18 protein-coding genes and 1 pseudogene are annotated in these 22,165 nt (G+C 67.8%); 6 read left to right on the plus strand and 13 right to left on the minus strand.

Translation table 11 applies throughout. The annotated features are described in order from the left end of the window. Positions 1–160: 160 nt before the first annotated feature. The 5 genes from CFN17_RS04950 to CFN17_RS04970 all read right to left on the minus strand — a co-directional run bounded on the left by CFN17_RS04950 (position 161) and on the right by CFN17_RS04970 (position 3,949). The gene (locus CFN17_RS04950) at positions 161–433 is read right to left on the minus strand and encodes a DUF6167 family protein (RefSeq protein WP_395926262.1); all 273 of its coding nucleotides are present in this window, start codon (positions 431–433) and stop codon (positions 161–163) included. Positions 434–453: 20 nt separating this feature from the next. Beyond that, the gene (locus CFN17_RS04955; protein ID WP_208751342.1) at positions 454–828 is read right to left on the minus strand and encodes a DUF948 domain-containing protein; all 375 of its coding nucleotides are present in this window, start codon (positions 826–828) and stop codon (positions 454–456) included. 179 nt (positions 829–1,007) lie between these two features. Beyond that, entirely contained in the window at positions 1,008–1,634 is a 627-nt protein-coding gene (rpsD, locus tag CFN17_RS04960; protein WP_208750249.1) for a 30S ribosomal protein S4, read from the minus strand. 212 nt (positions 1,635–1,846) lie between these two features. After that, entirely contained in the window at positions 1,847–2,221 is a 375-nt protein-coding gene (locus tag CFN17_RS04965; RefSeq protein ID WP_395926265.1) for a cupin, read from the minus strand. A 249-nt stretch (positions 2,222–2,470) separates the two neighbouring features. Next, positions 2,471–3,949 (minus strand): replication-associated recombination protein A, encoded by a 1,479-nt coding sequence (locus tag CFN17_RS04970; RefSeq protein ID WP_208750251.1) that lies wholly within the window; start codon positions 3,947–3,949, stop codon positions 2,471–2,473. A gap of 77 nt (positions 3,950–4,026) precedes the next feature. Here CFN17_RS04970 and CFN17_RS04975 point away from each other — a divergent pair, with 77 nt between their 5' ends. Beyond that, positions 4,027–4,674 (plus strand): acVLRF1 family peptidyl-tRNA hydrolase, encoded by a 648-nt coding sequence (locus tag CFN17_RS04975; RefSeq protein WP_208750252.1) that lies wholly within the window; start codon positions 4,027–4,029, stop codon positions 4,672–4,674. 30 nt (positions 4,675–4,704) lie between these two features. Here CFN17_RS04975 and CFN17_RS04980 read toward each other — a convergent pair whose 3' ends face one another. Beyond that, a complete protein-coding gene (locus CFN17_RS04980; protein ID WP_208750253.1) occupies positions 4,705–6,375 on the minus strand; it encodes an HNH endonuclease signature motif containing protein in 1,671 nt (556 codons plus the stop codon). Between the two features lie 380 nt (positions 6,376–6,755). On the opposite strand from CFN17_RS04980, the pseudogene CFN17_RS19890 reads away from it, so the two are divergent. Beyond that, positions 6,756–6,932 (plus strand): annotated as a pseudogene (locus tag CFN17_RS19890) (ATP-binding protein); the annotation flags it as partial. A gap of 125 nt (positions 6,933–7,057) precedes the next feature. Here the strand turns inward: CFN17_RS19890 and CFN17_RS04985 are convergent. After that, positions 7,058–7,903, minus strand: coding sequence for an N-acetyltransferase (locus CFN17_RS04985; protein ID WP_208750254.1), 846 nt, complete (start codon positions 7,901–7,903; stop codon positions 7,058–7,060). Positions 7,904–8,009: 106 nt separating this feature from the next. Then, a complete protein-coding gene (gene aspS, locus CFN17_RS04990) occupies positions 8,010–9,794 on the minus strand; it encodes an aspartate--tRNA ligase (RefSeq protein ID WP_208750255.1) in 1,785 nt (594 codons plus the stop codon). A 168-nt stretch (positions 9,795–9,962) separates the two neighbouring features. Here aspS and CFN17_RS04995 point away from each other — a divergent pair, with 168 nt between their 5' ends. Next, the gene (locus CFN17_RS04995; protein ID WP_261792367.1) at positions 9,963–11,264 is read left to right on the plus strand and encodes an APC family permease; all 1,302 of its coding nucleotides are present in this window, start codon (positions 9,963–9,965) and stop codon (positions 11,262–11,264) included. Here the strand turns inward: CFN17_RS04995 and hisS are convergent. After that, a complete protein-coding gene (hisS, locus tag CFN17_RS05000; RefSeq protein WP_208750257.1) occupies positions 11,261–12,604 on the minus strand; it encodes a histidine--tRNA ligase in 1,344 nt (447 codons plus the stop codon). The two genes, CFN17_RS04995 and hisS, sit on opposite strands and share 4 nt — an antisense overlap. Before the next feature lie 383 nt (positions 12,605–12,987). Between hisS and CFN17_RS05005 the strand changes: the two genes are divergently transcribed. The 3 genes from CFN17_RS05005 (at position 12,988) to CFN17_RS05015 (ending at position 16,168) form a co-directional block, all read left to right on the plus strand. Next, positions 12,988–13,797 carry a peptidylprolyl isomerase gene (locus CFN17_RS05005; RefSeq protein WP_208750258.1) on the plus strand — a complete coding sequence of 270 codons (810 nt, stop codon included), beginning with the start codon at positions 12,988–12,990 and terminating at the stop codon, positions 13,795–13,797. Between the two features lie 61 nt (positions 13,798–13,858). Continuing rightward, positions 13,859–15,457 carry a DUF349 domain-containing protein gene (locus tag CFN17_RS05010; protein WP_208750259.1) on the plus strand — a complete coding sequence of 533 codons (1,599 nt, stop codon included), beginning with the start codon at positions 13,859–13,861 and terminating at the stop codon, positions 15,455–15,457. 111 nt (positions 15,458–15,568) lie between these two features. Next, the gene (locus CFN17_RS05015) at positions 15,569–16,168 is read left to right on the plus strand and encodes a type IV toxin-antitoxin system AbiEi family antitoxin (RefSeq protein WP_208750260.1); all 600 of its coding nucleotides are present in this window, start codon (positions 15,569–15,571) and stop codon (positions 16,166–16,168) included. Between the two features lie 39 nt (positions 16,169–16,207). Here CFN17_RS05015 and CFN17_RS05020 read toward each other — a convergent pair whose 3' ends face one another. From CFN17_RS05020 to yajC, 4 genes are all read right to left on the minus strand, one after another. Then, entirely contained in the window at positions 16,208–18,499 is a 2,292-nt protein-coding gene (locus tag CFN17_RS05020) for a bifunctional (p)ppGpp synthetase/guanosine-3',5'-bis(diphosphate) 3'-pyrophosphohydrolase (RefSeq protein ID WP_261792368.1), read from the minus strand. Positions 18,500–18,732: 233 nt separating this feature from the next. Further along, positions 18,733–19,752 (minus strand): protein translocase subunit SecF, encoded by a 1,020-nt coding sequence (gene secF, locus CFN17_RS05025; RefSeq protein ID WP_208750262.1) that lies wholly within the window; start codon positions 19,750–19,752, stop codon positions 18,733–18,735. Then, a complete protein-coding gene (gene secD / locus CFN17_RS05030) occupies positions 19,753–21,528 on the minus strand; it encodes a protein translocase subunit SecD (RefSeq protein WP_208750263.1) in 1,776 nt (591 codons plus the stop codon). A gap of 106 nt (positions 21,529–21,634) precedes the next feature. Next, positions 21,635–22,063, minus strand: a complete 429-nt coding sequence (gene yajC, locus CFN17_RS05035) for a preprotein translocase subunit YajC (RefSeq protein ID WP_208750264.1) — start codon at positions 22,061–22,063, stop codon at positions 21,635–21,637. Positions 22,064–22,165: the final 102 nt, after the last annotated feature.

Consider the following 22,165-nt stretch of genomic DNA (forward strand, 5'->3'; position numbering starts at 1 on the left):
GCTGATTTCTTACCCTTCAATATTCACTGCGTTGAGTGACCCGCGACCGTGCTGCGCGGGACAAGCTGAGGCCCGGCACCGGCCCGGACCCTGCGTGCAGGGTCCGGCGGCTGTGCCGGGGCGTCCGTGACGGACACCGTACTTACTAATTCTCTCCCGGCTAGCGCCGGGCTGCATCCCCGCGCCCGCGCGCGATGGCAGCGTCGACGCCACCGCCCAGGGCGGTGTCGATGCCCAACGCGGAGCGGAGCTCCGCTTCCCGTTCGCCCATGCCGTCGCGGACGGCGTCCGCGAAGTCGAACAATCCGTCCGCAAGCCGGCCGACGGCCCGGTTGAGGCCTTCGGGGCCGAGGGCGGACTGGGCTTCGGTGAGCTTGCGGAAGGCGATGACGCCGATCGCGACGCCGATTCCCATCCAGATGATTCTGTTCATGTCAGGTTCTCCCCGGAGATTTAGCGGCTGCGGCGGCCGGTGGCGGGCTTCTTGCGGGAGCCCAGGGCGGAGCGCACGCCGTAGCTGAAGGACGCGACCTTGATCAGCGGCGAGCCTACGGTGGCGGCCATGAGCGAGGACAGCGCCGAGATGTTGGCGGAGGCGTCGGAGACGTTTGAGGAGATCCCGTCAACCTTCTTCAGCTGCTCGTTGGTGGTGGACACCGTGGCGGTGACCTCGTCCATGAGCGGGGTGGCGCCGTCGCTGATGGAGCGGATGGAGGTCCGCACTTCGTCAAACACTCCCCCGAGCTTCAGGATCGGCACGGCAAGCAGCAGGACCAGAAGTGCGAACACTCCGGCTGCGATCAGGCCGGCAATATCGCCACCAGACATAGTCACTCATCTCCTTGAACTGCAGTGGATACCTGCGCGTTGCGTCAGGGCCCGACGGTTTCGGCCGGCGGTTTTAACCGGCAAGCAGAAACGGCTTCCGGGGAAGTCCCCCAAGTACCTTACATACAAAGAAGCCCGCGGCGCTTGCCACGGGCTTCTTTGTAGGTGTTGCCTTTGATTTAGCGTGCGTAGAATTCCACGACGAGCTGCTCTTCGCAGGTCACGGGGATCTCGGAACGCTTCGGGCGGCGCACCAGGCGGGCCTGCAGGGCGTCAAGCTTGACGTCCAGGTAGGCCGGAACCATCGGCAGGACGTCGCGGTGGGCGCCGGCTGCTGCAACCTGGAACGGAGGCATGGTCTCGCTGCGGCTGTGGACGTGGACCAGCTGGCCCTCGCCGACGCGGAAAGACGGGCGGTCAACGCGGACGCCGTCAACGAGGATGTGGCGGTGCACAACCAGCTGGCGGGCCTGGGCGATGGTGCGGGCGAAACCGGCACGCAGCACGAGGGCGTCGAGACGCATTTCGAGCAGTTCGATCAGGTTTTCACCGGTCAGGCCCTTGGTGCGGCGTGCTTCTTCGAAGGCACGGGTCATCTGGGCTTCGCGGATGCCGTACTGGGCGCGCAGACGCTGCTTTTCGCGCAGACGAACGGCGTAGTCGGAGTCCTGCTTCTTGCGGGCACGGCCGTGCTCACCGGGGCCGTACGGGCGGCGCTCCATGTACTTGGCGGCCTTGGGGGTCAGAGCGATGCCGAGGGCGCGCGAAAGGCGCGCGGTACGGCGAGCACGAGTGTTGTTAGCCACTTGTGTCCTTCCAATATCTGCGGTGTGTCAGTGTTACTGGCCTCCACGATGGAGAGCATCGGCCAACCGCTGCCTTTTGCTACTGGGCACAGGGCAACCCTCATCGAAAGAGAAGATTCAATGGATTGTGCGTCCGTGCCTTGCCAGACAACGAACCAGCCTACCATGAAGCGGCCCGTGGCCCGAAGCCGGCGCCGATGCCGGTACCGGCGTCAGATTCTGGCGTGCAGGCCGCGGCCGCCCCGGCGCCCGAATGACGCCGCGCCCAGAAATTCCACCGCCACGAACGGGTCCGGGCCCACCACCCATTCGTCGTGGCCCGGCGGAATCGCGTAGGTGTCGTTGGCGTGGATCGTGGAGTGCAGTCCTTCGTCCGTCTCAACTTCCAGCACCCCGGAAACACAGAAGCCCAGGTGGTGGTGCTGGCAGACATCCGTGTGCTCGTAGGGCCTCGTGCTCTCGGACCACCGCCAGCCGGGGCCCAGGATCAGCCGGGCCACGGAGTAGTCGTCCACGGTGCAGAGATCGAACTCGGCCTTGTCCGGACACCGCTTGGTGTCGGGAACGTCGAAGGATTTCACTGCCATGGCGGTAACGCAATTAATGCTCATGGGACACTGCCTGGGGTCGGGGCGCGGACGCCCGCGCTGGATAAGCCTTGTGTAGAGCGGAACCGGCTGCCGTCCCGGGGATCCGGTCAATCGGGAGCCGGCGCTGCGGTCCGCTGTCCCCTGCCCCGCACGTACCGTCAGCAGATCAAATGCTGGCGTAATTCCACGTTAGACCCCCAGGCTCCGCTGTCAACGGCCAATTCCCACGCCGCGGGGCACCGGAGCTCAGGTGCCCCGGATGATCCTGCGGAGCCGGTCAAGTCTGGCGGCGATGTCGCGTTCGGCCCCGTTGGCAGTGGGGAGATAGTAGTTGCGGCCCACGAGATCGTCCGGGGGGTACTGCTGGGTGGCCACGGCATGCGGTGCGTCGTGGGCGTACTTGTACCCTTTGCCGTGGCCCAGCTGTTTTGATCCCGGGTAGTGGGCGTCGCGCAGGTGGGCGGGGATTCCGTTGCCCAGCCCGGCACGGACATCCGCGATCGCCTGGTTGATCCCCATATAGGCGGCGTTGGACTTCGGCGCGGTGGCCAGGTGCACCACGGCTTCGGCGAGGATGATGCGGCCCTCCGGCATGCCGATCAGTTGCACGGCCTGGGCCGCCGCGACGGCGGTTTGCAACGCTGTCGGGTCCGCCATCCCGACGTCCTCAGCGGCGGAGATCACGATACGTCGGGCCACGAACCGCGGGTCCTCCCCCGCCTCGAGCATCCGGGCAAGGTAGTGCAACGCGGCGTCGACGTCGGAGCCCCGGATGGATTTGATGAACGCGCTGGCGACGTCGTAGTGCTGGTCGCCGGCGCGGTCGTATCGCACGGAGGCGGCATCGAGGGCACGCTCGGTGTGCCGCAGCTGGATGGTAACCGGGTCCGCCGTTCCCGTGCCGGCTGCACCGGCAACGACTGCGTCAGTGTCGTCCGCGTCGCCGAACGCGACGCCGGCGGCGGCCTCGAGCGCTGTGAGGGCGCGGCGGGCGTCGCCGCCGGAAAGCCGGACCAGGTGAGCCAGCGCTTCGGCGCTGAGTGCGGCCTTGCCGTTCAGCCCGCGGGGGTCCGCGGTGGCGCGCTGCAGAAGGCCTTCGACATCAGCGTCGGTGAGCGGCTTGAGCGTCAGCAGCAGCGAACGGGAAAGCAACGGGGACACCACGGAGAATGAGGGGTTTTCCGTGGTGGCCGCCACGAGCACCACCCACCGGTTCTCAACGCCGGGCAGGAGCGCGTCCTGCTGGGCCTTATTGAAGCGGTGGATCTCGTCGAGGAAGAGGACGGTGGTGGTCTTGTACAGATCCCGCGCCGTCAGGGCCTCGTCCATGACACGGCGGACATCCTTGACGCCGGCGGTGATGGCGGAGAGCTCGACGAACTTCCGGCCGGGACCCTTGGCTATGACATGGGCCAGGGTGGTCTTGCCGGTGCCGGGGGGACCCCAAAGAATCACCGAACTCGGCCCGGCCGGGCCGGTAGCCTCGGATCCGGCGGCGAGCTGGCGCAGCGGAGAACCCTGCCCCAGCAGATGCTGCTGGCCCACCACGTCATCCAGGGTGCGCGGCCGCATCCGGACCGCGAGCGGGCTGCGCGGCGCGGCGGACCGGGCGGCGGGACCGGACGTGCCGGAGTCGTCGCGGCTGTCATCGTGTCCGTCGGCGTCGTCGTGTCCGTCGTCGATTCCAGCGGCGTCGTCCCGCCCTGCGCCAAAGAGATCTTCCACATAGATAGGCTACTTCTAGTTCCTGCCCGCCGATTCCTGCCTGCCCGGGCACCCCATCCCTGTAACGGAGAACCGCCATGCCCAGCCCTGAGACCCGTGTGGCGTTCGTCTCCGGGGACCGCCTGCCCGGCTGGGTGGACCGTTTCGCGGCGAGCCATGGCGCTCTGGCTGCGGAAGAGCTCGACGCCGGACTCCAGCTATGCGCCGACGACGGTGCCGTGGCTCTGCTGCAGGCTCCGTGGCCGGTGGACGGCCGGCCGGGGCGCGGCGGCGACGCGGTGGCGCGGCTGGCCTCCCTGGCCGCGCAGCCCCGCAGCATCGGTGCCGTGTTGATTCGCCGTGGCGGATATTCGGTGGCCGTGGTCAGCGGTGGCGCCGTCCTTGCGTCCAAGACCGGCACGCGCCACGTCCAGTCGCGCACGGCTGCAGGCGGCTGGTCCCAGCAGCGTTTCGCCAGGCGTCGGACCAACCAAGCCGATGCGCTGGTCGAGGCCGTTGCCGAGCACGCCGGCCGGATCTTCGCCGCGCACCGGATCGAATACCTGGCGCCTGGCGGTGACCGGACCCTGGCCGGCCAGGTGCTCGCCGAGCCCGCGCTGAAGAGTTACTCCGGACTGGGGAGGCTGGCCTTCCTGGACGTCCCGGACCCCCGCGCGGCCGTCCTGAAGAAGGCCGCCGCGGACCTGTGCTCGGTCCGGATCACGGTCACCGACCCGCCTGAGTAGACAGGCCCACAGTTCCACCGCAGCATGTCATCAGAGGTCAGGCACTCCCATGCGGGGCGCAACCAGGAACGAAGTCATCGACTGGGGCGGCCAGCCGTGGTCGTCCGTGTCGGCCGGAGGCCATGGATGCCCGGCGGTGAAGTGTTCCCAGTCGGGGAACTGGTCCCATTCGGGGAAGGGGTCCGGGGGCAGGGCGGCGTCAGGGTCCGGGCCGGGGTCCGGGAATGGATCTGCGCACAGGAGATTTTCGGGCCAGCGGGGTGGTTCCCAGTCGGGGTATTCGCTGGCGTAGTGGCGTCCGGCCGGTGAGGTCCAGCCCGGCGGGTGCTCCGCGCTGGCGGCGGCGGGTGTCCAGGTGGAGTTGTGTTTGAGCCGGTGGTGTTTCGGGCAGGGCTGGGCCAGATTCGCCACCCCGGTGCCGCCGCCGTCGGCCCAGGCCAGCAGGTGATCGGCCTCGTTATCCAGCGACGGGTTATTACACCCCGGGAACGGGCACTTGCCGTCGCGCAGCCGCAGCCACTGCCGCATCGCCTTCGTGACCCGGTAACTGGTACGCCCGATTTCCAGCGGCGCCCCGTCGCGGGGGTCGACCAGGACCCGGTGGAAGGACTCCGCGCCGTCGGCGACCAACCGGCGGGCCATCGAGAGCGGGACCGGCCCGTACCCGTCCAGCATGGCCGGTTCCTCCGTGGCCCCGAGCAAAGCCATCACCGGGACCGTGACCAGGACCTGCGCCCGCGGCGACGGAACACCCCCGCCAGTGCCGCCGGTCCCGTCGCCGCCGCCTACGCCGCCGGTGCCGGGGGTGTTGGTGGTGAGGAGCCAGGTGGCGGTGACGTCGGCGCGGAGCTGGGCCAGGGTCCGGGACTCGCCCGGGCCCTGCAGCGCCCGGGCCGCGGCGGTGGTCCGTTCCCAGATCCCCGCCGCAACATCGGCCGGGAGCCGGGCCGAGAGCCAGGCCATGCCGTCCCGGTCCGGGACAAACTCCACCCGCCGCTCCGCCACCCCCGTGGCGTGGCGGGCCTCGATGCTCTCCGGGTGGTGGCGTTCGCGCCAGGTGCGCGCCTTGGCCCGGAACCGGCCCGGGGCCAGCTCCCCGGCCGGGCACCCCCGCGCCGGATCCGGCGCGGCGGGGTCCAGGAAATGCGCCTCCAGCCCCGCCGCCCCGGCCCGGTCCAGGTTCGCCGCCTCATCGACCATGATCCGGGCATGCTGCCAGGACAGCTCCCCGGCCTGCAACGCCGCCAACGTCAACGGCAACGACGAGACCAATGCCAGCGCGTCGGAGAGCAGCGCCGAAGCGGTCCGTTCGCTCACGGTCAGGACACCCGCGACCTCCGCCACGACCGCCAGCTCCCGCGCCGTGGCCTCCCGCGCCGACACGACCGGGGCGGCCAGGAGTTCCTCCGCGCGGACATAGTCGGCGGCCAGGTGGACCTTCAACGCCGCCATCCCGGCCTCCAACCGCGCCACCAACGCCAACCCATCCAGGCACCCGTCCGCGAAATCCCGCAACGGATCAGCCCCGACATCAGCAGCCACAGCGGTTTCCCCAACGCGCGAATCAGCGCGGTCCGCACCGGCCCCGCCCGCCGAATCTCCGCCGGCAAGGCCGGCGAGAGCAGCCAGGGCGGCAACCGACGCGGCCACAGCCGCCAACGCCTCCCCGCTCTCCGGGCTCCAGGCTGCTCTGCTCTCCATACCCACAGCATGACAGGAGGCACTGACATTTTTGACGCCGCGGGCTGTGACTTTCGGCGGTAAATGGCTGTGCTTTCACAGCGCCATTTGGCGCATGGTGCAGTCCCGAAGGGGATGCTTCTAGAGGGCGTACGTGACGCACCGGGCCGGCTCAGTATGGGACAGTGTGGGCGAAAGTAACTGTCAGGATGCCAGTCCCGCACCCGAGGTAGAGTATGGACTCCGCCCCGCACTCGTCAGCTACCGAGCGATAGAAGTCGTGGTCCGGTCCATCCGGATTGTCATTGTCGTACAGGTCAACGAGCCTGGCGTCGTAATCGCTTACAGCTAGACCTTGCGCACTGGCGGCATATATCCGGAGCTTGCGCCCCTAGACCGGTCCGGACGAGTTCACCGACGCCCAGACAATCGCCGCGGTCGAACGGGACATGCGCGGAACCTTCCGGCTCCTCGAGCGCTTCTTCCGCCAAATCACCCATGTATTGAAGATCAAGGAATTTGAAACCATCTCCGACGACGTCATCGAAGCAGCCGCCAGCACCGTCGTCATCGGCAACGAACGACAAAGAGCGCCAACAATACACCGAAGTTCACAAGCGCGGGCCGCGGGAACCCCGGGCCGGCAACGAAGACTGCCCGCCGCCGGAACGGCAAAGCGCCATAAACCGATCAGGCCCCTATATCAGCAGCCGGTCAGGTGCCGTTTCGGCCGTTCCTGCCGGTACCGGTACCGGGCGGTTTCCCGGAAACCGGCCTGCGCATACAAGTCCCGGGCGCCGACATTGGACGCCATCACCAAAAGCCAGTAGCCCTCGAGGCCGCGAGCATCGCCCTCGCGCAGCAGCGCCCGGACAATCCGGCCGCCAAAGCCCTGCCGGCGCGCATCAGGACGGGTTGCCATGCAGTACAACCCGCCCCAGCCTGGCACCGCCGATCCGGCGGCAGGCATGGCGAGCCGCGCCACAGCGGCGGGCGCGCCGGCGTCGTCGCGCACCAGCCCGTACAGCGAAGCGCAACCTTCGAGGATGCCGCGGGCGACAGCGAGTTCCGCTCCTCCCCCACGCCCGTCGACGCTCCACCAAAGTTCAAGCCACTCCGCTGTCGGCGCGGCTGAAATCTCCACGGCGGGGTCCGCGCCAGCGTCAGCCCCACTTACCGGCCCGCCAAGCGGGCCCCTGACCAGGACCAGTGTCTCGGACTGCCGGGTGAACCCCTCGGCGTCGAGGACGGCGTTGAGGGCCGCGGAGCGCGGGCCGTCAAAGACCTGAAAGATTACAGGTAGCCGGCGGCTCCGGTACCAGAGCCTCGCCTCGCGCAGTGCCGACAACAGCGCGTGCGGGTCCTCGCCGGGATCCCTGGGCCAGACAGAGTTTGCCCGCTGCGTCACGCCGGAGGCCGCCCGCAGCACCCAGCCGCCGGACCCGTGCCGCTCGGCGGCAGGCCACGCGGAATCCATCAGGGCCTCCAGCCGCGGAACCGAAACAGGCACCGGCGCAGGCGCCGATGCGGGGGTCGGGGTCAGGTCCATCGCGGGTCTCCGTCCGGGAAGAATGCCGGTGCTGGCGAATACGGGCAACTGTGAAGACGGCAGGGGCTCCCCGGTCATCCGGGGAGCCCCTGCCGCTGGTGCCAGGTTAGTTCTGGCCCTCCGCGGGCTTTTTGGCCTCGGGCTTGAAGTCCACGCCGGCTTCCTTGCGCTGCTGCGCCGTGATCGGAGCAGGGGCCTGGGTCAGCGGGTCGAAACCGCCGCCGGACTTCGGGAATGCGATGACGTCGCGGATGGACTCCACGCCGGCCAGCAGGGCAACGACGCGGTCCCAGCCGAAGGCGATGCCGCCGTGCGGCGGGGCGCCGAACTTGAAGCCCTCAAGGAGGAAGCCGAACTTCGTCTGGGCGTCCTGCTTGTCCAGGCCCATGAGCTCGAAGACCCGCTCCTGGACGTCGCGCTGGTGGATACGGATCGAGCCGCCGCCGATTTCGTTGCCGTTGCAGACGATGTCGTAGGCGTAGGAGAGCGCCGACTCGGGGTCCTTATCGAAGGTGTCGAGGAACTCCGGCTTCGGCGACGTGAACGCATGGTGCACCGCGGTCCACTTGCCGGCACCGACGGCGACATCGCCGGAGGCGACAGCAGCGGCGGCCGGCTCGAACATCGGAGCGTCCACAACCCAGCAGAAGGCCCAGTCGGACGGGTTGATCAGTCCGGTGCGGTGCCCGATCTCGACCCGGGCTGCGCCCAGGAGGGCACGTGACGGCGTCTTCTCGCCCGCTGCGAAGAAGATGCAGTCACCGGGCTTGGCGCCGACGGCGTCGGCGAGGCCCGCACGCTCGGTGTCGGTGAGGTTCTTGGCGACGGGACCGGCGAGTTCGCCGTCTTCCTTGTACAGGACGTAGGCCAGGCCCTTGGCGCCGCGCTGCTTGGCCCATTCCTGCCAGGCGTCGAGGGCGCGGCGGGCCTGGGAGGCGCCGCCGGGCATGACGACGGCACCGACGTAGGGCGCCTTAAACACGCCGAAGTTCGTGTCCTTGAAGAATTCAGTCAGCTCGGTGAGCTCCTGGCCGAAGCGCAGGTCCGGCTTGTCCGAACCGTAGCGGGCCATGGCGTCGTTGTAGGTGATGCGCTGGATCGGCGTCGGGATCTCGACGTCGATCAGCTTCCACAGGGCCTTGACGATGTTCTCGCCGAGCTGAATGATGTCGTCCTGATCCACGAAGCTGGCCTCGATGTCGAGCTGCGTGAACTCCGGCTGGCGGTCCGCACGGAAGTCTTCATCGCGGTAGCAGCGGGCGATCTGGTAGTACTTCTCGAAGCCGCCAACCTGCAGGAGCTGCTTGAACAGCTGCGGGGACTGCGGCAGCGCGTACCAGGAACCCGGTGCGAGCCGTGCGGGGACCACGAAGTCGCGGGCGCCTTCCGGCGTCGAGCGGGTCAGTGTGGGGGTTTCGATCTCGACATAGCCGTCCTGGTGGAGCAGCTCGCGGGCCACGCGGTTGGCTTCCGAGCGCAGGCGCAGGTTGCGGGCGGGGCCGGGCCGGCGCAGATCCAGGTAGCGGTGCTTCAGTCGTGCTTCCTCGCCGACCTCCACGTGCTCGTCGATCTGGAACGGCAACGGGTCCGAGGTGTTGAGAATGGTGACGTTCTCGGCCATGACCTCGATTTCACCGGTGGGAAGCGCCGGGTTCTCGTTGCCCGCGGGGCGCTGGGACACCGTGCCGGTGACCTGCAGCACGTATTCGTTGCGCAGGCCGTGGAAGACCTCTTCTTCACGGACCACGACCTGGGCGACGCCGGACGCGTCGCGCAGGTCAACGAATGCGACACCACCGTGGTCACGACGCCGGCCGACCCAGCCGGCGAGGGTTACGGTTTGTCCAATGTGCTCGGAGCGGAGGGATCCGAGGTCATGTGTGCGCAGCACAGCACGCCTTTCTGAAGAAGACAGAGGGAAAATCAAAAGCGATATTGAACCAATGACGCTCTAATAGGATCGCTACTGGAACGATCCCGTTCGAGTTTACCCGTTGGAAAGGCCCCGCCCGCCATGACGAGCCGGCATCACAGAACCCAGCCAGGCGACCGGCCCGGCATGACGCCGAACAAGGCGCCCGGTGGGCGCCCCGGCCAGCAGCTACAGCGTCGCCTCGGTGTGTTTGATTCCACGGCAATCGGCCTCGGTTCCATGCTGGGCGCCGGGGTCTTCGTGGTCTTCTCCCCCGCCGCCGCCCTGGCCGGGCCGCTGCTGGTGCTGGCGGTGGCCGTGGCCGGCGTCATCGCCTACTGCAACGCCGTGGCGTCCGCCCAACTGGCGGCAAAGTATCCTGCCAGCGGCGGAACCTACGTATACGGGCGCCGGCAGTTGGGCGAGTGGCCGGGCTTCATTGCCGGCTGGGGTTTCGTGACGGGCAAGACGGCGTCCTGCGCGGCGATGGCGCTCACGTTCGGACACTACGTGGCGCCGGCGTACGCCACGCCGCTGGCCGTCGCCGCCGTCGTGGTTCTCACCGGGGTCAACCTGCTCGGCATTACCCGGACAGCAATGCTGACCAGGATCCTGCTGGCCGTGGTGCTGGCAACGCTCGCCTTCGTCGCCGTCGCCTCGCTGCTCGGCCCCCACCCGGCCGGCGCCCCCGCGTCGGGGACAACGGCACCACTGACGACGCCGGCCGGCGGCTGGGGCGTCCTTCCCGCCGCGGGGCTGATGTTCTTCGCTTTCGCCGGCTACGCGCGGATCGCCACCCTGGGCGAAGAGGTCAAGGACCCCACCCGCACCATCCCGCGCGCCATCCTGGCGGCACTGGCCGGGGCCTTCGTGATCTACCTCGGCCTGGCCGCCCTGCTGCAGTGGCACCTGCCGCCGCAACTGCTGGCGGGTTCGACGGCGCCGCTGCTGGACGCCGTTGCCGTGTCGCAGCTCAGCGGCGGAGTCCCCTTCGTCCAGGCCGGGGCCGCCGCCGCCTGCCTCGGCGCGCTGCTGGCCCTGATCACCGGGGTGGGCAGGACCACCCTGGCGATGGCCCGGGAACGCGACCTTCCGGGCCCGCTGGCGCGGGTGGGCGGCACCCACACCGTCCCGTTTGTCGCGGAACTCGCCGTCGCCGGCGTCGTCATCATCCTGCTGCTGCTGAGCACCAACGTGATGACCGTGGTGGGCTTTTCCAGCTTCGGCGTGCTGATCTACTACGCGGTGACCAACGCCGCGGCCTTCACCCTCGCCGGCCGGCCGTGGCATGCGCCGCGCTGGCTCAACGTGTTGGGCTTCCTCGGCTGCCTGGTCCTGGCCGTGACGTTGCCGCCGGCCTCCATGCTGGTCATGGCTGCGGTGCTCACCGTCGGGATGGCAGGGCGGTACCTGGTCCTGCGGCTGCGCCGGACCCGCCGGAAGGACTAACCCGCGGCGGTGACCCGGACGTGCAGGTCCTCCTCGGCGGGCATCCACTCAGCCGGGTCGGCGTCGTACTGCTCACCCGAACGGATGTCCTTGACCTGGTGCTTGCCGTCGTCGTCGGTGAACCAGACGAACGGAATGCCGCGGCGGTCGGCGAACTTGATCTGCTTGCCGAACTTCTCTGCCTTCGCGGCCACCTCCGTGGCGATGCCCCGGCTGCGGAGCTGGGCGGCGACGTCCTGCGCCGCGCCCCAACTCTCGTCGCTGTTGAGGGTTACCAGCACGGCAGTCGGGACGGAGCGGCTGGCCTTGGCCAGGTCCTGGCTCAGGATCCGGGACACCAGGCGGGTCACGCCGATGGACAGCCCGACGCCGGGGAACTTGCGGTTGCCCTTGCTGGCGAGGGCGTCGTAGCGTCCGCCGGAGCAGATCGATCCCAGCTGTTCATGTCCGACCAGGACCGTTTCCACCACGGTGCCCGTGTAGTAGTCCAGGCCGCGGGCGATACTGAGGTCGGCGACCACCCGGCCCGGCGCGCGCTGCACGGCGGCCGCGATGACCTGCTCCAGTTCGTTCAGGCCTTCCTCGAGCAGCTCATTGCTGACGCCCAGCGCCCGGACCTGATCCACAAAGGAGGTGTCCTTGGTGCGGATGCCCGCGAGCTTGAGGGCGGCCTGCGCCTGCTCGTCGGTGGCGCCGAGCTCTTCCTTGAGCAGCTCGGCAACCTTCGCCGGTCCGACCTTTTCCAGCTTGTCGATGCTGCGGAGGACACCCGCGGTGTCGGTCAGCCCGATCCCCGTGTAGAAGCCCTCGGCCAGTTTGCGGTTGTTGATCCGGAGCAGGAAGTCCGGGATGGGCAGGGCGTTGAGGGCCTCGGCGATCACGAGCGCGATTTCGACGTCGTAGCGGAACGGCAGTTCACCGTCGCCGACGACGTCGATGTCCGCCTGGGTGAACTCCCGGGCGCGCCCCTCCTGGGGACGCTCGCCGCGCCAGACCTTCTGGATCTGGTAGCGGCGGAACGGGAAGGACAGGTAGCCGGCGTTCTCCACGACGTACCGTGCAAAGGGCACGGTGAGGTCGAAGTGCAGGGCCAGGGCGTGCGGGTCGGCTTTGGCCGCAGTGTCCCCCTCGTCGTCCTGGAGCCGGCTCAGGCCGTAAACCTCTTTGTCGATTTCACCCTTGCGCAGCAGCTGCCCCACGGTTTCCACGGCGCGGGTCTCGATCGAGGAGAAGCCATGGAGCTCGAACGTCCGTCGCAGCGTGTCCAGCACATGCAGTTCCACCAGCCGCTCCTCGGGAAGCCACTCGGGGAATCCTGACAGGGAGGCTGTGCGTGCCATGGTGAAATTTTCTCCTCTGGTTACTGCCGCGGCGTCTGGTTGCTGCCGCGGTGCCGTCGGGCACGGGCACGCGGCATTCTCCGTCGAAACATAACGAAGATAGGCGGCGGACCGGCCAGTCGTGCATAAACTGTGTGCGGCAGTCAGTTTATGCGTTCGGCGCCCCCTTGTTACAACGGAGCTGTTACAACGGAGCTGTTACAACGGAGCTGTTACAACGGAGCTGTTACAACGGAGCTGTTACAACGGAGCTGTTACAACGGAGCTGTTACAACGGAGCCGTTCCAACGGAGCCGGCCGGCGGGACTGCCGGCAGCTTGCTGCTGTTACTGCGGCGTCCCCTACGGCGCGTCACGGTCACAGCCATACAACCGGGAGGAACTTTGGCGGCCAGTTCACGCAACGCACGTGAGGCGAAGCGGCGCGTCCAGCAAATGGAGGCCAGGCGCGGACTGCGCCGGGACCAGGACAAGCGCCGCAAGCGTGACAACGTCCTGGCCATCAGCGTAGGTGCCGGAGCCATCGCCCTGGCCCTGATCCTGCAGCTCACCGTCTTCTCGTCGAACCCGACCGAAGAGGAGTTCGCGGCCGCGCAGGAGGGCCTGAAGAGCCCGTCAGCGTCCGCCACGCCCACGGCCTCCCCCACGAACGCCGGCAACATCCCCAAGCCGGACACCGCGGCGGGCAAGACCTTCACCGGTGAGCTCGCGCTGAACCGCGGCACGCTGGGCGTTGAGCTGGACGGCACCAAAGCCCCGCAGGCCGCCGCCGTCTTCAAGTCCCTGGCGGACCAGAACTTCTACAAGGGCCTGAGCTGCCACCGGCTGACCACGGCGGAGAGCTTTGGCGTCCTGCAGTGCGGCTCCAAGAGCGGCGACGGCAGCAGCGACCAGTCCTACACGTGGGGCCCGCTCGAAAACACGCCGGCGGACAACAAATACCCGGCCGGGACCATCGCCGTGGCCCGGACCAGCGGGAACGCCTTCGGCAACGGCACGCAGTTCTTCATTGTGTACAAGGACACCGTCATTCCGGCAGATGCCGCCGGCGGCTACACGGTGGTGGGCAAGGTGACTTCCGGCCTCGACGTGGTGAACGGGATCGCCGCCGCCGGGGTCACTCCGGGCGGCGCCAGCGCCACGGACGGCGCGCCTGTGGAACCAGTCACGATAGACTCGTTCTCACTGAAGTGACCAGCCGCGGCCGCCAAGGCCGCGGACCCGGTATTTCCCTCCAAGCGAAAGACTACGAGCGGTGACAGAGAGTCAGAAATCCGACGAAACATTGGCAACGGCAGCTGCCAGCGAAACCGAAGCCGAGGCAACCCCAGCCCAGGGTGCAGGTGATGCTGTGAACGTCACGGCCGGCGAGACGGCAGCTGAATCCGCTGCTGACGCCGCAGCGCAGGCCACCGGGCCTGACGCTGAGGCTGCGGCAGAGGCTGCGGCAGAGGCTGCCGGGGCGCCTGCCCCGGCTGTGCCGGCTCCTGCGGGACCGCGCCCGGCTGCGCCAAGCCCGGCCGCGTTCGCTGCCCGGCCGAAAGCCAAGCCTTCCGCCGCCGCCCCGGCCCCTGCACCCGCGGCAGTGTCCTCCGCGGCTTCCCTGGCCGAGGCGGCCCGCTGGGGCCGGGTTGAGGGCGACGGCCACGTGTTTCTCACCGTCGACGGCGAAGAGCATTCTGTCGGCCAGTACCCGGGCGTCAGCGCCGACGAGGCTTTGGGCTACTTTGCCCGGAAGTTCGAGGACGTCGTCGCACAGATCGTCCTGCTGGAACAGCGTGTGAGCTCCAAGGCGCCTACCACGGACATGCAGAAGACCGTCACCCACCTGCGCGAGCAGCTGGCCGAACGGAACATGGTAGGTGACTTCCGCTCCGCCGAGGCCCGGCTGGATGTCCTGGTGACCCAGATCAGCGAACTCGAAAAGGCCGAGAAAGCCGAACACGACGCCGTCCGCGCCGCCGAGCTCGCCGCCCGTGAGGCCATCGTGGCCGAGGCCGAGGAAATCGCCGCCCAGGACCCCGCGCAGACCCAGTGGAAGACGTCCAGCGCGCGCATGAATGAGCTCTTCGAAGCGTGGAAGACCGCGCAGAAGAGCGGTGTCCGGCTCGGCCGCAGCAACGAGGACGCGCTGTGGAAGCGTTTCCGCGCCGCCCGCACGGTCTTTGACCGGCACCGCCGCGCTTACTTCTCCCAGCTGGACAGCAACAACTCGGCAGCCAAGGCAGCCAAGGAGAAGCTGATCGCCGAGGCCGAGGCACTGTCGTCCTCGACCGACTGGGGCTACGCCGCCGGCGAATACCGCCGCCTGATGGATGACTGGAAGGCCTCGCCCCGGGCGAGCCGCAAGGACGACGACGCCCTGTGGGCCCGTTTCCGCGCCGCCCAGGACGTCTTCTTCACCAACCGGCAGGCAGCCAACGACGAGATCGACCAGGAATACGGCGCGAACCTTGTCGTGAAGGAAGCCCTGCTGGCGGAGGCGAACGAGCTCCTGCCGATCAAGGACCTGGCCGCCGCCAAGAAGTCACTGCAGTCCATCCGCGACCGGTGGGAGGAGGCGGGCAAGGTTCCGCGCGCCGACATGGGACGGATCGAGGCCGGCCTGCGGAAGGTGGAAGACGCCGTCCGCCAGGCTGAGGACGAGAACTGGAAGCGCTCCAACCCGGAGACGAAGGCACGCACCAACAGTGCCCTGACCCAGCTCGAGGCCGCCATTGCCGGGCTGAAGGAAGACCTCGCCGAGGCGGAGAAGGCCGGCGACGAGCGCAAGATCAAGGCTGCGAGGGAAGCCCTCGAGGCACGCCAGGCGTGGCTGGAGCAGCTCGAACGCTCCGCGAGCGAACTCTCCTAGCCACTCAGGACGCCTGAAGTCACTGCCAGGCCCCGTTCCGGTTTATCCACATGACCGGAGCGGGGCCTGTTCTGTGCCCGGGGAACCGGCCACGATGGCGGAATGGTACTCATGCCCCGAGCTCCCGCCCCGGTGGCCGCTGCGGGCCAGGACCCGGAGCCGTTCGGGCTGTATTCCCCCGGCCCCTTGTTTTCCTGGCCGGAGCTGCAGGCCATGGCGGCCGACGGCGTGCTGACGCAGCTCTATCAGCGCGGCTATCTGCCGCCCGGCGCCCACGCCAGTCCGCAACTGCGCGCCCGGGCCGCGTCTCTGGCCGTTGCGCCGGCAATCCGGCAACGGGTGGTGGCCGGCCGGATGACGGCGGCGTGGATCTACGGCTGCGCCGCGGAGCCGGACCGCCTGGCACTGCTGGTTGATGCGAACCGGCGCGTTTCCAGCCTGCGATCTGTGCGCGGCTGCACGTTCCATGAAGTGCGGCTGGGCCCGTTCGACGTCGTCAGCATGGGAGGACTGATGGTCTCCAGCCCGCTGCGCACGGCCATGGACGTGGCCCTGCACGTGGAGGCCGGCCTCGCCCTGCCGGCCCTGCGGGCCTTCCTGGCCATACCCGAGCTCGGCGTGCGGCTCCGGCTGCTCAGGCTGGCAGTGGACGCCAGCCCCCGCGCCCCGCACAAGAAGGCGGCCCTGGCGAAGATTGCCGCCCTCGAGTGACAGCCGCAGGCACCTCCCGGGCCCGGCCGGCGGGACCGTTCAGCTGCGGCGGCGGTTGCCGGTGGTGCGGTAGACGTCGAAGACACCGTCGATCCGGCGGACTGCGCTAAGGACGTGGCTGAGGTACTTGGGGTCGCCCATCTCAAAAGCGAACTTGGAGATCGCGACCCGGTCGGTGGACGTGTGCACGCTGGCTGCCAGGATGTTGACGTGGTTGTCCGAGAGCACCCGGGTGACGTCCGAGAGCAGGGACTTGCGGTCCAGGGCTTCGACCTGGATTTCCACCAGGAACACGCTGGACTGCGTGGGCGCCCAGTCCACTTCCACGATCCTGTCGGGCTGGTCCCTCAGGCCGCTGACGTTGGTGCAGTCGGTGCGGTGCACGGACACCCCGGAACCGCGGGTGACGAACCCGAGGATGGGGTCGGGCGGGACCGGCGTGCAGCACCGGGCCAGCTTCACCCACACATCATCCACGCCGCGGACAACCACACCGGAATCGGAGAAGCGGGCCTTGCTGACCTGGGTGGGGATCGAGACCTCGGCGAGGTCGTCATCCGGGTGCTCGGTGGGGCCCAGGCTCTCTACCAGGCGTTCCATGACGGACTGTGCGGAGGTGTGCCCGTCGCCTACCCCGGCGTAGAGTCCGGAGATGTCGGCGTACTTGAAGTCCTCTGCGATCGCGGCGAGGGCGTCGTGGGTCATGAGCCGCTGCAGCGGGAGGTTCTGCTTGCGCATCGCCTTGGTCAGCAGGTCCTTGCCGCGGTCGATCGCTTCCTCGCGGCGTTCCTTGCTGAACCATTGCCGGATCTTGTTCCGGGCCCGGGCGCTCTTGACGAAGTGCTGCCAGTCCTGGCTGGGTCCGGCGCCTTCGGCCTTGGAGGTGAAGATCTCCACCCAGTCACCGTGGTTCAGCTCGCTGTTCAGCGGGACGAGTTTGCCGTTGACGCGGGCCCCGATGGTCCGGTGGCCCACCTCGGTGTGCACGGCGTACGCGAAGTCCACCGGGGTGGAGCCGGCCGGCAGGGCCATAACCTCGCCCTTGGGGGTGAAGACAAACACTTCCCGGGCGTTGATCTCAAAGCGCAGCGAGTCGAGGAACTCGCCCGGGTCGGAGGTTTCCTGCTGCCAATCGACGAGGGAGCGCAGCCAGCCCATGTCGCCGTCGCGCGGGCTGCCGGGCCCGGCGGCCGTCCGGTTCGGCTGGTCCTTGTACTTCCAGTGCGCGGCGACGCCGTACTCGGCCCGCCGGTGCATCTCGTGGGTGCGGATCTGGATCTCCACCGGCTTGCCGCCCGGGCCGATCACCGTGGTGTGCAGCGACTGGTACATGTTGAACTTGGGCATCGCGATGTAGTCCTTGAACCTCCCGGGCAGGGGGTTCCAGCGCGAGTGCATGGCGCCAAGGGCCGCGTAGCAGTCCCGGACGGAGTCGACCAGGACGCGCACGCCCATGAGGTCGTTGATGTCGTCGAAGTCTTTGTCGCGGACGATCATCTTCTGGTAAATCGAGTAGTAGTGCTTGGGCCGGCCGGTGATCGTGGCTTTGATCTTGGCCGCGCGGAGGTCCTCGGTGATCTGGTTGCGGATGACAGCCAGGTTCTTTTCCCGCTCCGGGGTCCGGTCCCCCACCATCCGCACGATTTCCTCGTACACCTTCGGATAGAGGGCGGCGAAGGAGAGGTCCTCAAGTTCCCACTTGATGGTGTTCATGCCGAGCCGGTGGGCCAGCGGCGCGAAGATCTCGAGCGTTTCCCGGGCCTTCCGGGCCGAGGACTCGGCTGAGACGAACCGCCACGTGCGGGCGTTGTGGAGCCGGTCGGCCAGTTTGATCATGAGGACACGGATGTCCTTGGCCATGGCCACGACCATCTTGCGGACGGTCTCGGACTGCGCCGCCTCGCCGAAGCTGACCTTGTCCAGCTTGGTGACGCCGTCCACCAGCATCGCCACTTCCGGCCCGAATTCGGCTTTCAGGTCCGCCAGCGTGTAGGAGGTGTCCTCGACAGTGTCGTGCAGCAGGGCGGCGGCCAGCGTGGTGCCGCTGAGACCGAGTTCGGCCAGGATCGTGGCGACGGCGACCGGGTGCGTGATGTAAGGGTCACCGCTTTTGCGCTTCTGTCCCCGGTGGCAGCGCTCGGCCACGACGAAGGCGCGCTGGATGAGGTCGAAGTCCTCTTTGGGATTGTTGGCGCGCACAGTGCGCAGCAGCGGCTCCAGGATCGGCGAGTACGCCGGGGCACCGCGGCCTGTCAGCCGCGCCAGCCGGGACCGTGTCCGTTCCCGCCGTCCGGGGAACGTGGGGCGGGCCCCGGAGTTGTCAACCGGCACTGGAACATCGGGACGTCCGGGAGCCACCAGGCCGGTCTGAGAACCCTGGCCGTGGCCCTTGCCCGCAGGTGCCTGAGGCACCGGCGTCGAACGTTCTTCCAATGGAGCACCTCTCGCGACCGGTTAATTATTCCAGTGTATTCCCGCAGCAGGATACTTCGATAACCGGCCCGGATACGACAACGGGCCGGAGGCCGCCCGAAAGGACGCTCTCCGGCCCGCCGGCGGACGGCTCAGGCCGTGGCTGCGGACTCCTGCGCGGCGGTCTTGGCGGCCGCATCCGCGCGCCGCTGTTCCACCCGCTTGGCCTGCTTGACGAGGTCCGGCTCGCCCTGCCTCAGCGCGGCATACAGCGGGGCCGCGATGAAGATCGTGGCCGCGGTGCCGACGAGAATGCCGACGAACAGGGCCAGCGACAGGTCCCGCAGGGTGCCGGCCCCCAGGAGTCCGGCGCCGATGAAGAGGATGGCGCCGACCGGGAGGATGGCCACCACCATGGTGTTGATGGAGCGGACCAGGGTCTGGTTGATGGCCAGGTTGACCTCCTCGGCGAAGGTGCGCCGGGTGGATGCCTGAATGTCCGCGGTATTCTCGCGGATCTTGTCGAACACCACCACGGTGTCGTACAGCGAGTAGCTGAGCACGGTCAGGAAGCCGATGATGGCCGACGGTGTCACTTCGAAGTCACTGAGCCCGTACACACCGGCGGTAATGAACATCGTCACGGCCATGCCGACGATTGCCGACAGTGACATCTTCCAGGTCCGGAAGTATAGCGCCATCAGGACTGCGGCCAGGCCAACGAAGATCGCCAGGCCGATCAGGGCCTGCTTGGTGACGTCCGCACCCCAGGTGGGGCCGACGAACGTGGAAGTCACTTCGTTGTCGGTCACGCCGTAGGCCTTGGTGAGGCCCTGCTTGATCTGCAGCGTCTCGTCGTCGCTGAGCTTGTCCGTCTGGATGCGCATGGTATTGCCGGCGACGTTGGCGACGCGCGGCACCGCCCCCGGCACGACTTCCTGGACGGCCTTCTCGCCGCGGGACGCCTCGGTGGACTGGACATTGGAGACCGTGAACTCCGAGCCGCCGCGGAACTCGATGCCGAGGTTGAAGCCGCCCTTGAAGATCGGGATCAGGATGGACAGGGCGACGGCGATGCCGGCAACCAGGAACCAGACCTTCTTGTAACCGACAAAGTCGTACGAGCGTTTGCCCGTGTAGAGCTCGTTGCCGAATGTTGAGAAGTTGACCATTTACTTGCCCTCCTTGGACGTGCTCTTGGAGGTGCCGGCGAGCTGCTCCTGTTGTGCCTGCTCCTGCTTTTCAGCGAGTCGGCGTTCTGCAATCGTCATCCGGCGCTCTGCCTCTGCGGCGGCGCCGGTGTTCTTCGCGCGGACCACGGCCACCGGCTTGTCGTCCGGGGTGCGGAGCCGGCCGGCCCCGCGGTATAGCGGCACGGCGCCCAGGCGCTTCGGGTCCAGGCCGGAGAACCGGTGGCCTTCGCCGAAGAACTTGGTCCGGGCCAGCAGTTGCAGGGTCGGGTGGGTGAACATGAACACGACAATGAGGTCGGCAATGGCGGTGAGGCCAAGGGTGAACGCGAAGCCTCGGACGTTGCCCACGGCCACGAAGAACAGCACGACGGCGGCGAGCAGGTTGACGGCCTTGGACGCCAGGATGGTGCGCTTGGCTCGTTTCCAGCCGTTTTCCACCGCTGAGACCAGTCCCCGGCCCTCGCGAAGCTCATCGCGGATGCGTTCGAAGTACACAATGAACGAGTCCGCGGTCTGGCCGATGGCCACAATCAGACCGGCCACGCCAGCCAGGGACAGCCGGTAGTTCTCCGTCCAGCCCAGGATGGCGATGGCCAGGAACGTGATCACGCCGGCAATCACGAGGGACGCCACGGTCACGAAGCCCAGTGCCCGGTACTGGAAGAGCGAGTAGATCACCACGAGCAGCAGGCCGATGAGGCCGGCCAGCATGCCCATGCGGAGCTGCTCTCCGCCGAGGGTTGCCGAGATCTGCTGTTCGCTCTGGATCTCGAAGCTGATCGGCAGGGCGCCGAAACGAAGCTGGTCGGAGAGGGCCTTCGCGGACTCTTCGGTGAACCCGCCCGTAATCTGCGGGCGGCCGTCCGTGATGACGGCCAGAGAGCGCGGGGCGGAGATCACCTGGTCGTCCAGGACGATCGCGAACTGGGCCTTCGGGTCCGATCCGCTCTGACCGCCGGCGGCGGAATAGAACTGGTACAGCCGTTCCGTGACTTCCTTGAACTTGGCGGTGCCCTCGTCATCGAACTGGATGTTGACGGCCCATTCGTTGGTCACGGCGCCCTGTGCGCCGCGCTGCAGCTGGAACGAGGAGGACTTGATGTTCGAGCCCTTGACCTCAACCGGGCCAAGAATGTACTTGATGGCCGGGGACGTGGCCGTGGCCGGTTCACAGGTCACCAGCGGCTTCGCCGGATCGGAGCGCTGCTGCTTGTCCTGCGAGGGGTTCACGCAGTCAAGCGCCTCGAACTGCTTGTAGATCTCGGGGGTGATCCAGTTCTCGTCGCTGCTGTTGGCCGGTGCCGCCGTGGGCTTGGGCAGCTTGTCCTCCGGGGTGCGCGACTCGGCAGGCACCGCTGCGCCGGCGCCGGTCTGGATCACCGGCCGGAAGTTCATGTCCGCGGACGCCTGGATCAGCGCGCGGGTTTCCTTGGCGGGGGTACCCGGCAGGCTGACGACGACGTTGCGGCCGGACTGGGTGCTGATTTCCGCTTCCGCAACGCCGGAGCCGTCCACGCGCTGGCGAATGATCGCCACAGCCTGGTTGAGCTGATCTTCGGTAATGCCCGAACCGCCCTCTACCTTTGGCGCCAGGATCATCTGGGTGCCGCCTTCAAGGTCCAGGGCGAGCTTGGGCGTCCAGCTCGCCTGACCGGCCATCGTGCCGCCGGCCAGGACAGCCGTCATGGCGGCGATGAGTACACCAAGCCAGACCAGCATCCTGATGGCTGATTTTTTGGGGCCAGTTCGTGCCATTGTCGATCTTTCTAATATTTACGGCGGATCCGCCGGCGGGGGCGCTGCGTCCCCCGCCGGCGGACGCCCGCAATCGTTGCTTCGCTGGATAGCTCAGAGAGGCAGACTAGCTGTCTTTCTTGCCTTCGTCGTTGAGGCGGCGCAGGGTTTCCTCGGGAGTTTCGTTGCGGGGGGTTTCGTCGACCGGGGTTTGATTGACCGGCGTCGACCCGTCCGCAGCCTCGGCGGCCGGGCTGAGAGAGGAAGCGTCGTCGGGAACAACCGTCGGCTCCACGGCGGCAGCAACCGGCTCGACGATCTTGGTGACGGCCTGGCGGTGCACGGTAGCGGTGTTGCCGGGGGACAGTTCCAGCGTGACCTTGTTCTCCGCTTCGTCGATGTCGACGATCCGGCCGAACAGGCCAAAGCTCGTCATAACCTCCACACCGGGGCCGAACTTCGACTGGAGCTCAGCCTGCTGCTGCTGCGTCTTCTTGTTGCGGCGGAACATCATGAAGACGAACACGCCGAGCATGACGAACAGGAGAATTGTCATTGGATCCAAGGGGAATGTTCCATTCTGTACTTGCGTAGCTGGTTTTCAACAACGTCCGTTTGTTCCGGGCGGCGCGGGCAGAGGCCTGCACAGCAAGCTGGC

Origin of the sequence: Arthrobacter sp. PM3 (assembly GCF_003352915.1) — a bacterium.
Taxonomy (GTDB): Bacteria; Actinomycetota; Actinomycetes; order Actinomycetales; family Micrococcaceae; genus Arthrobacter.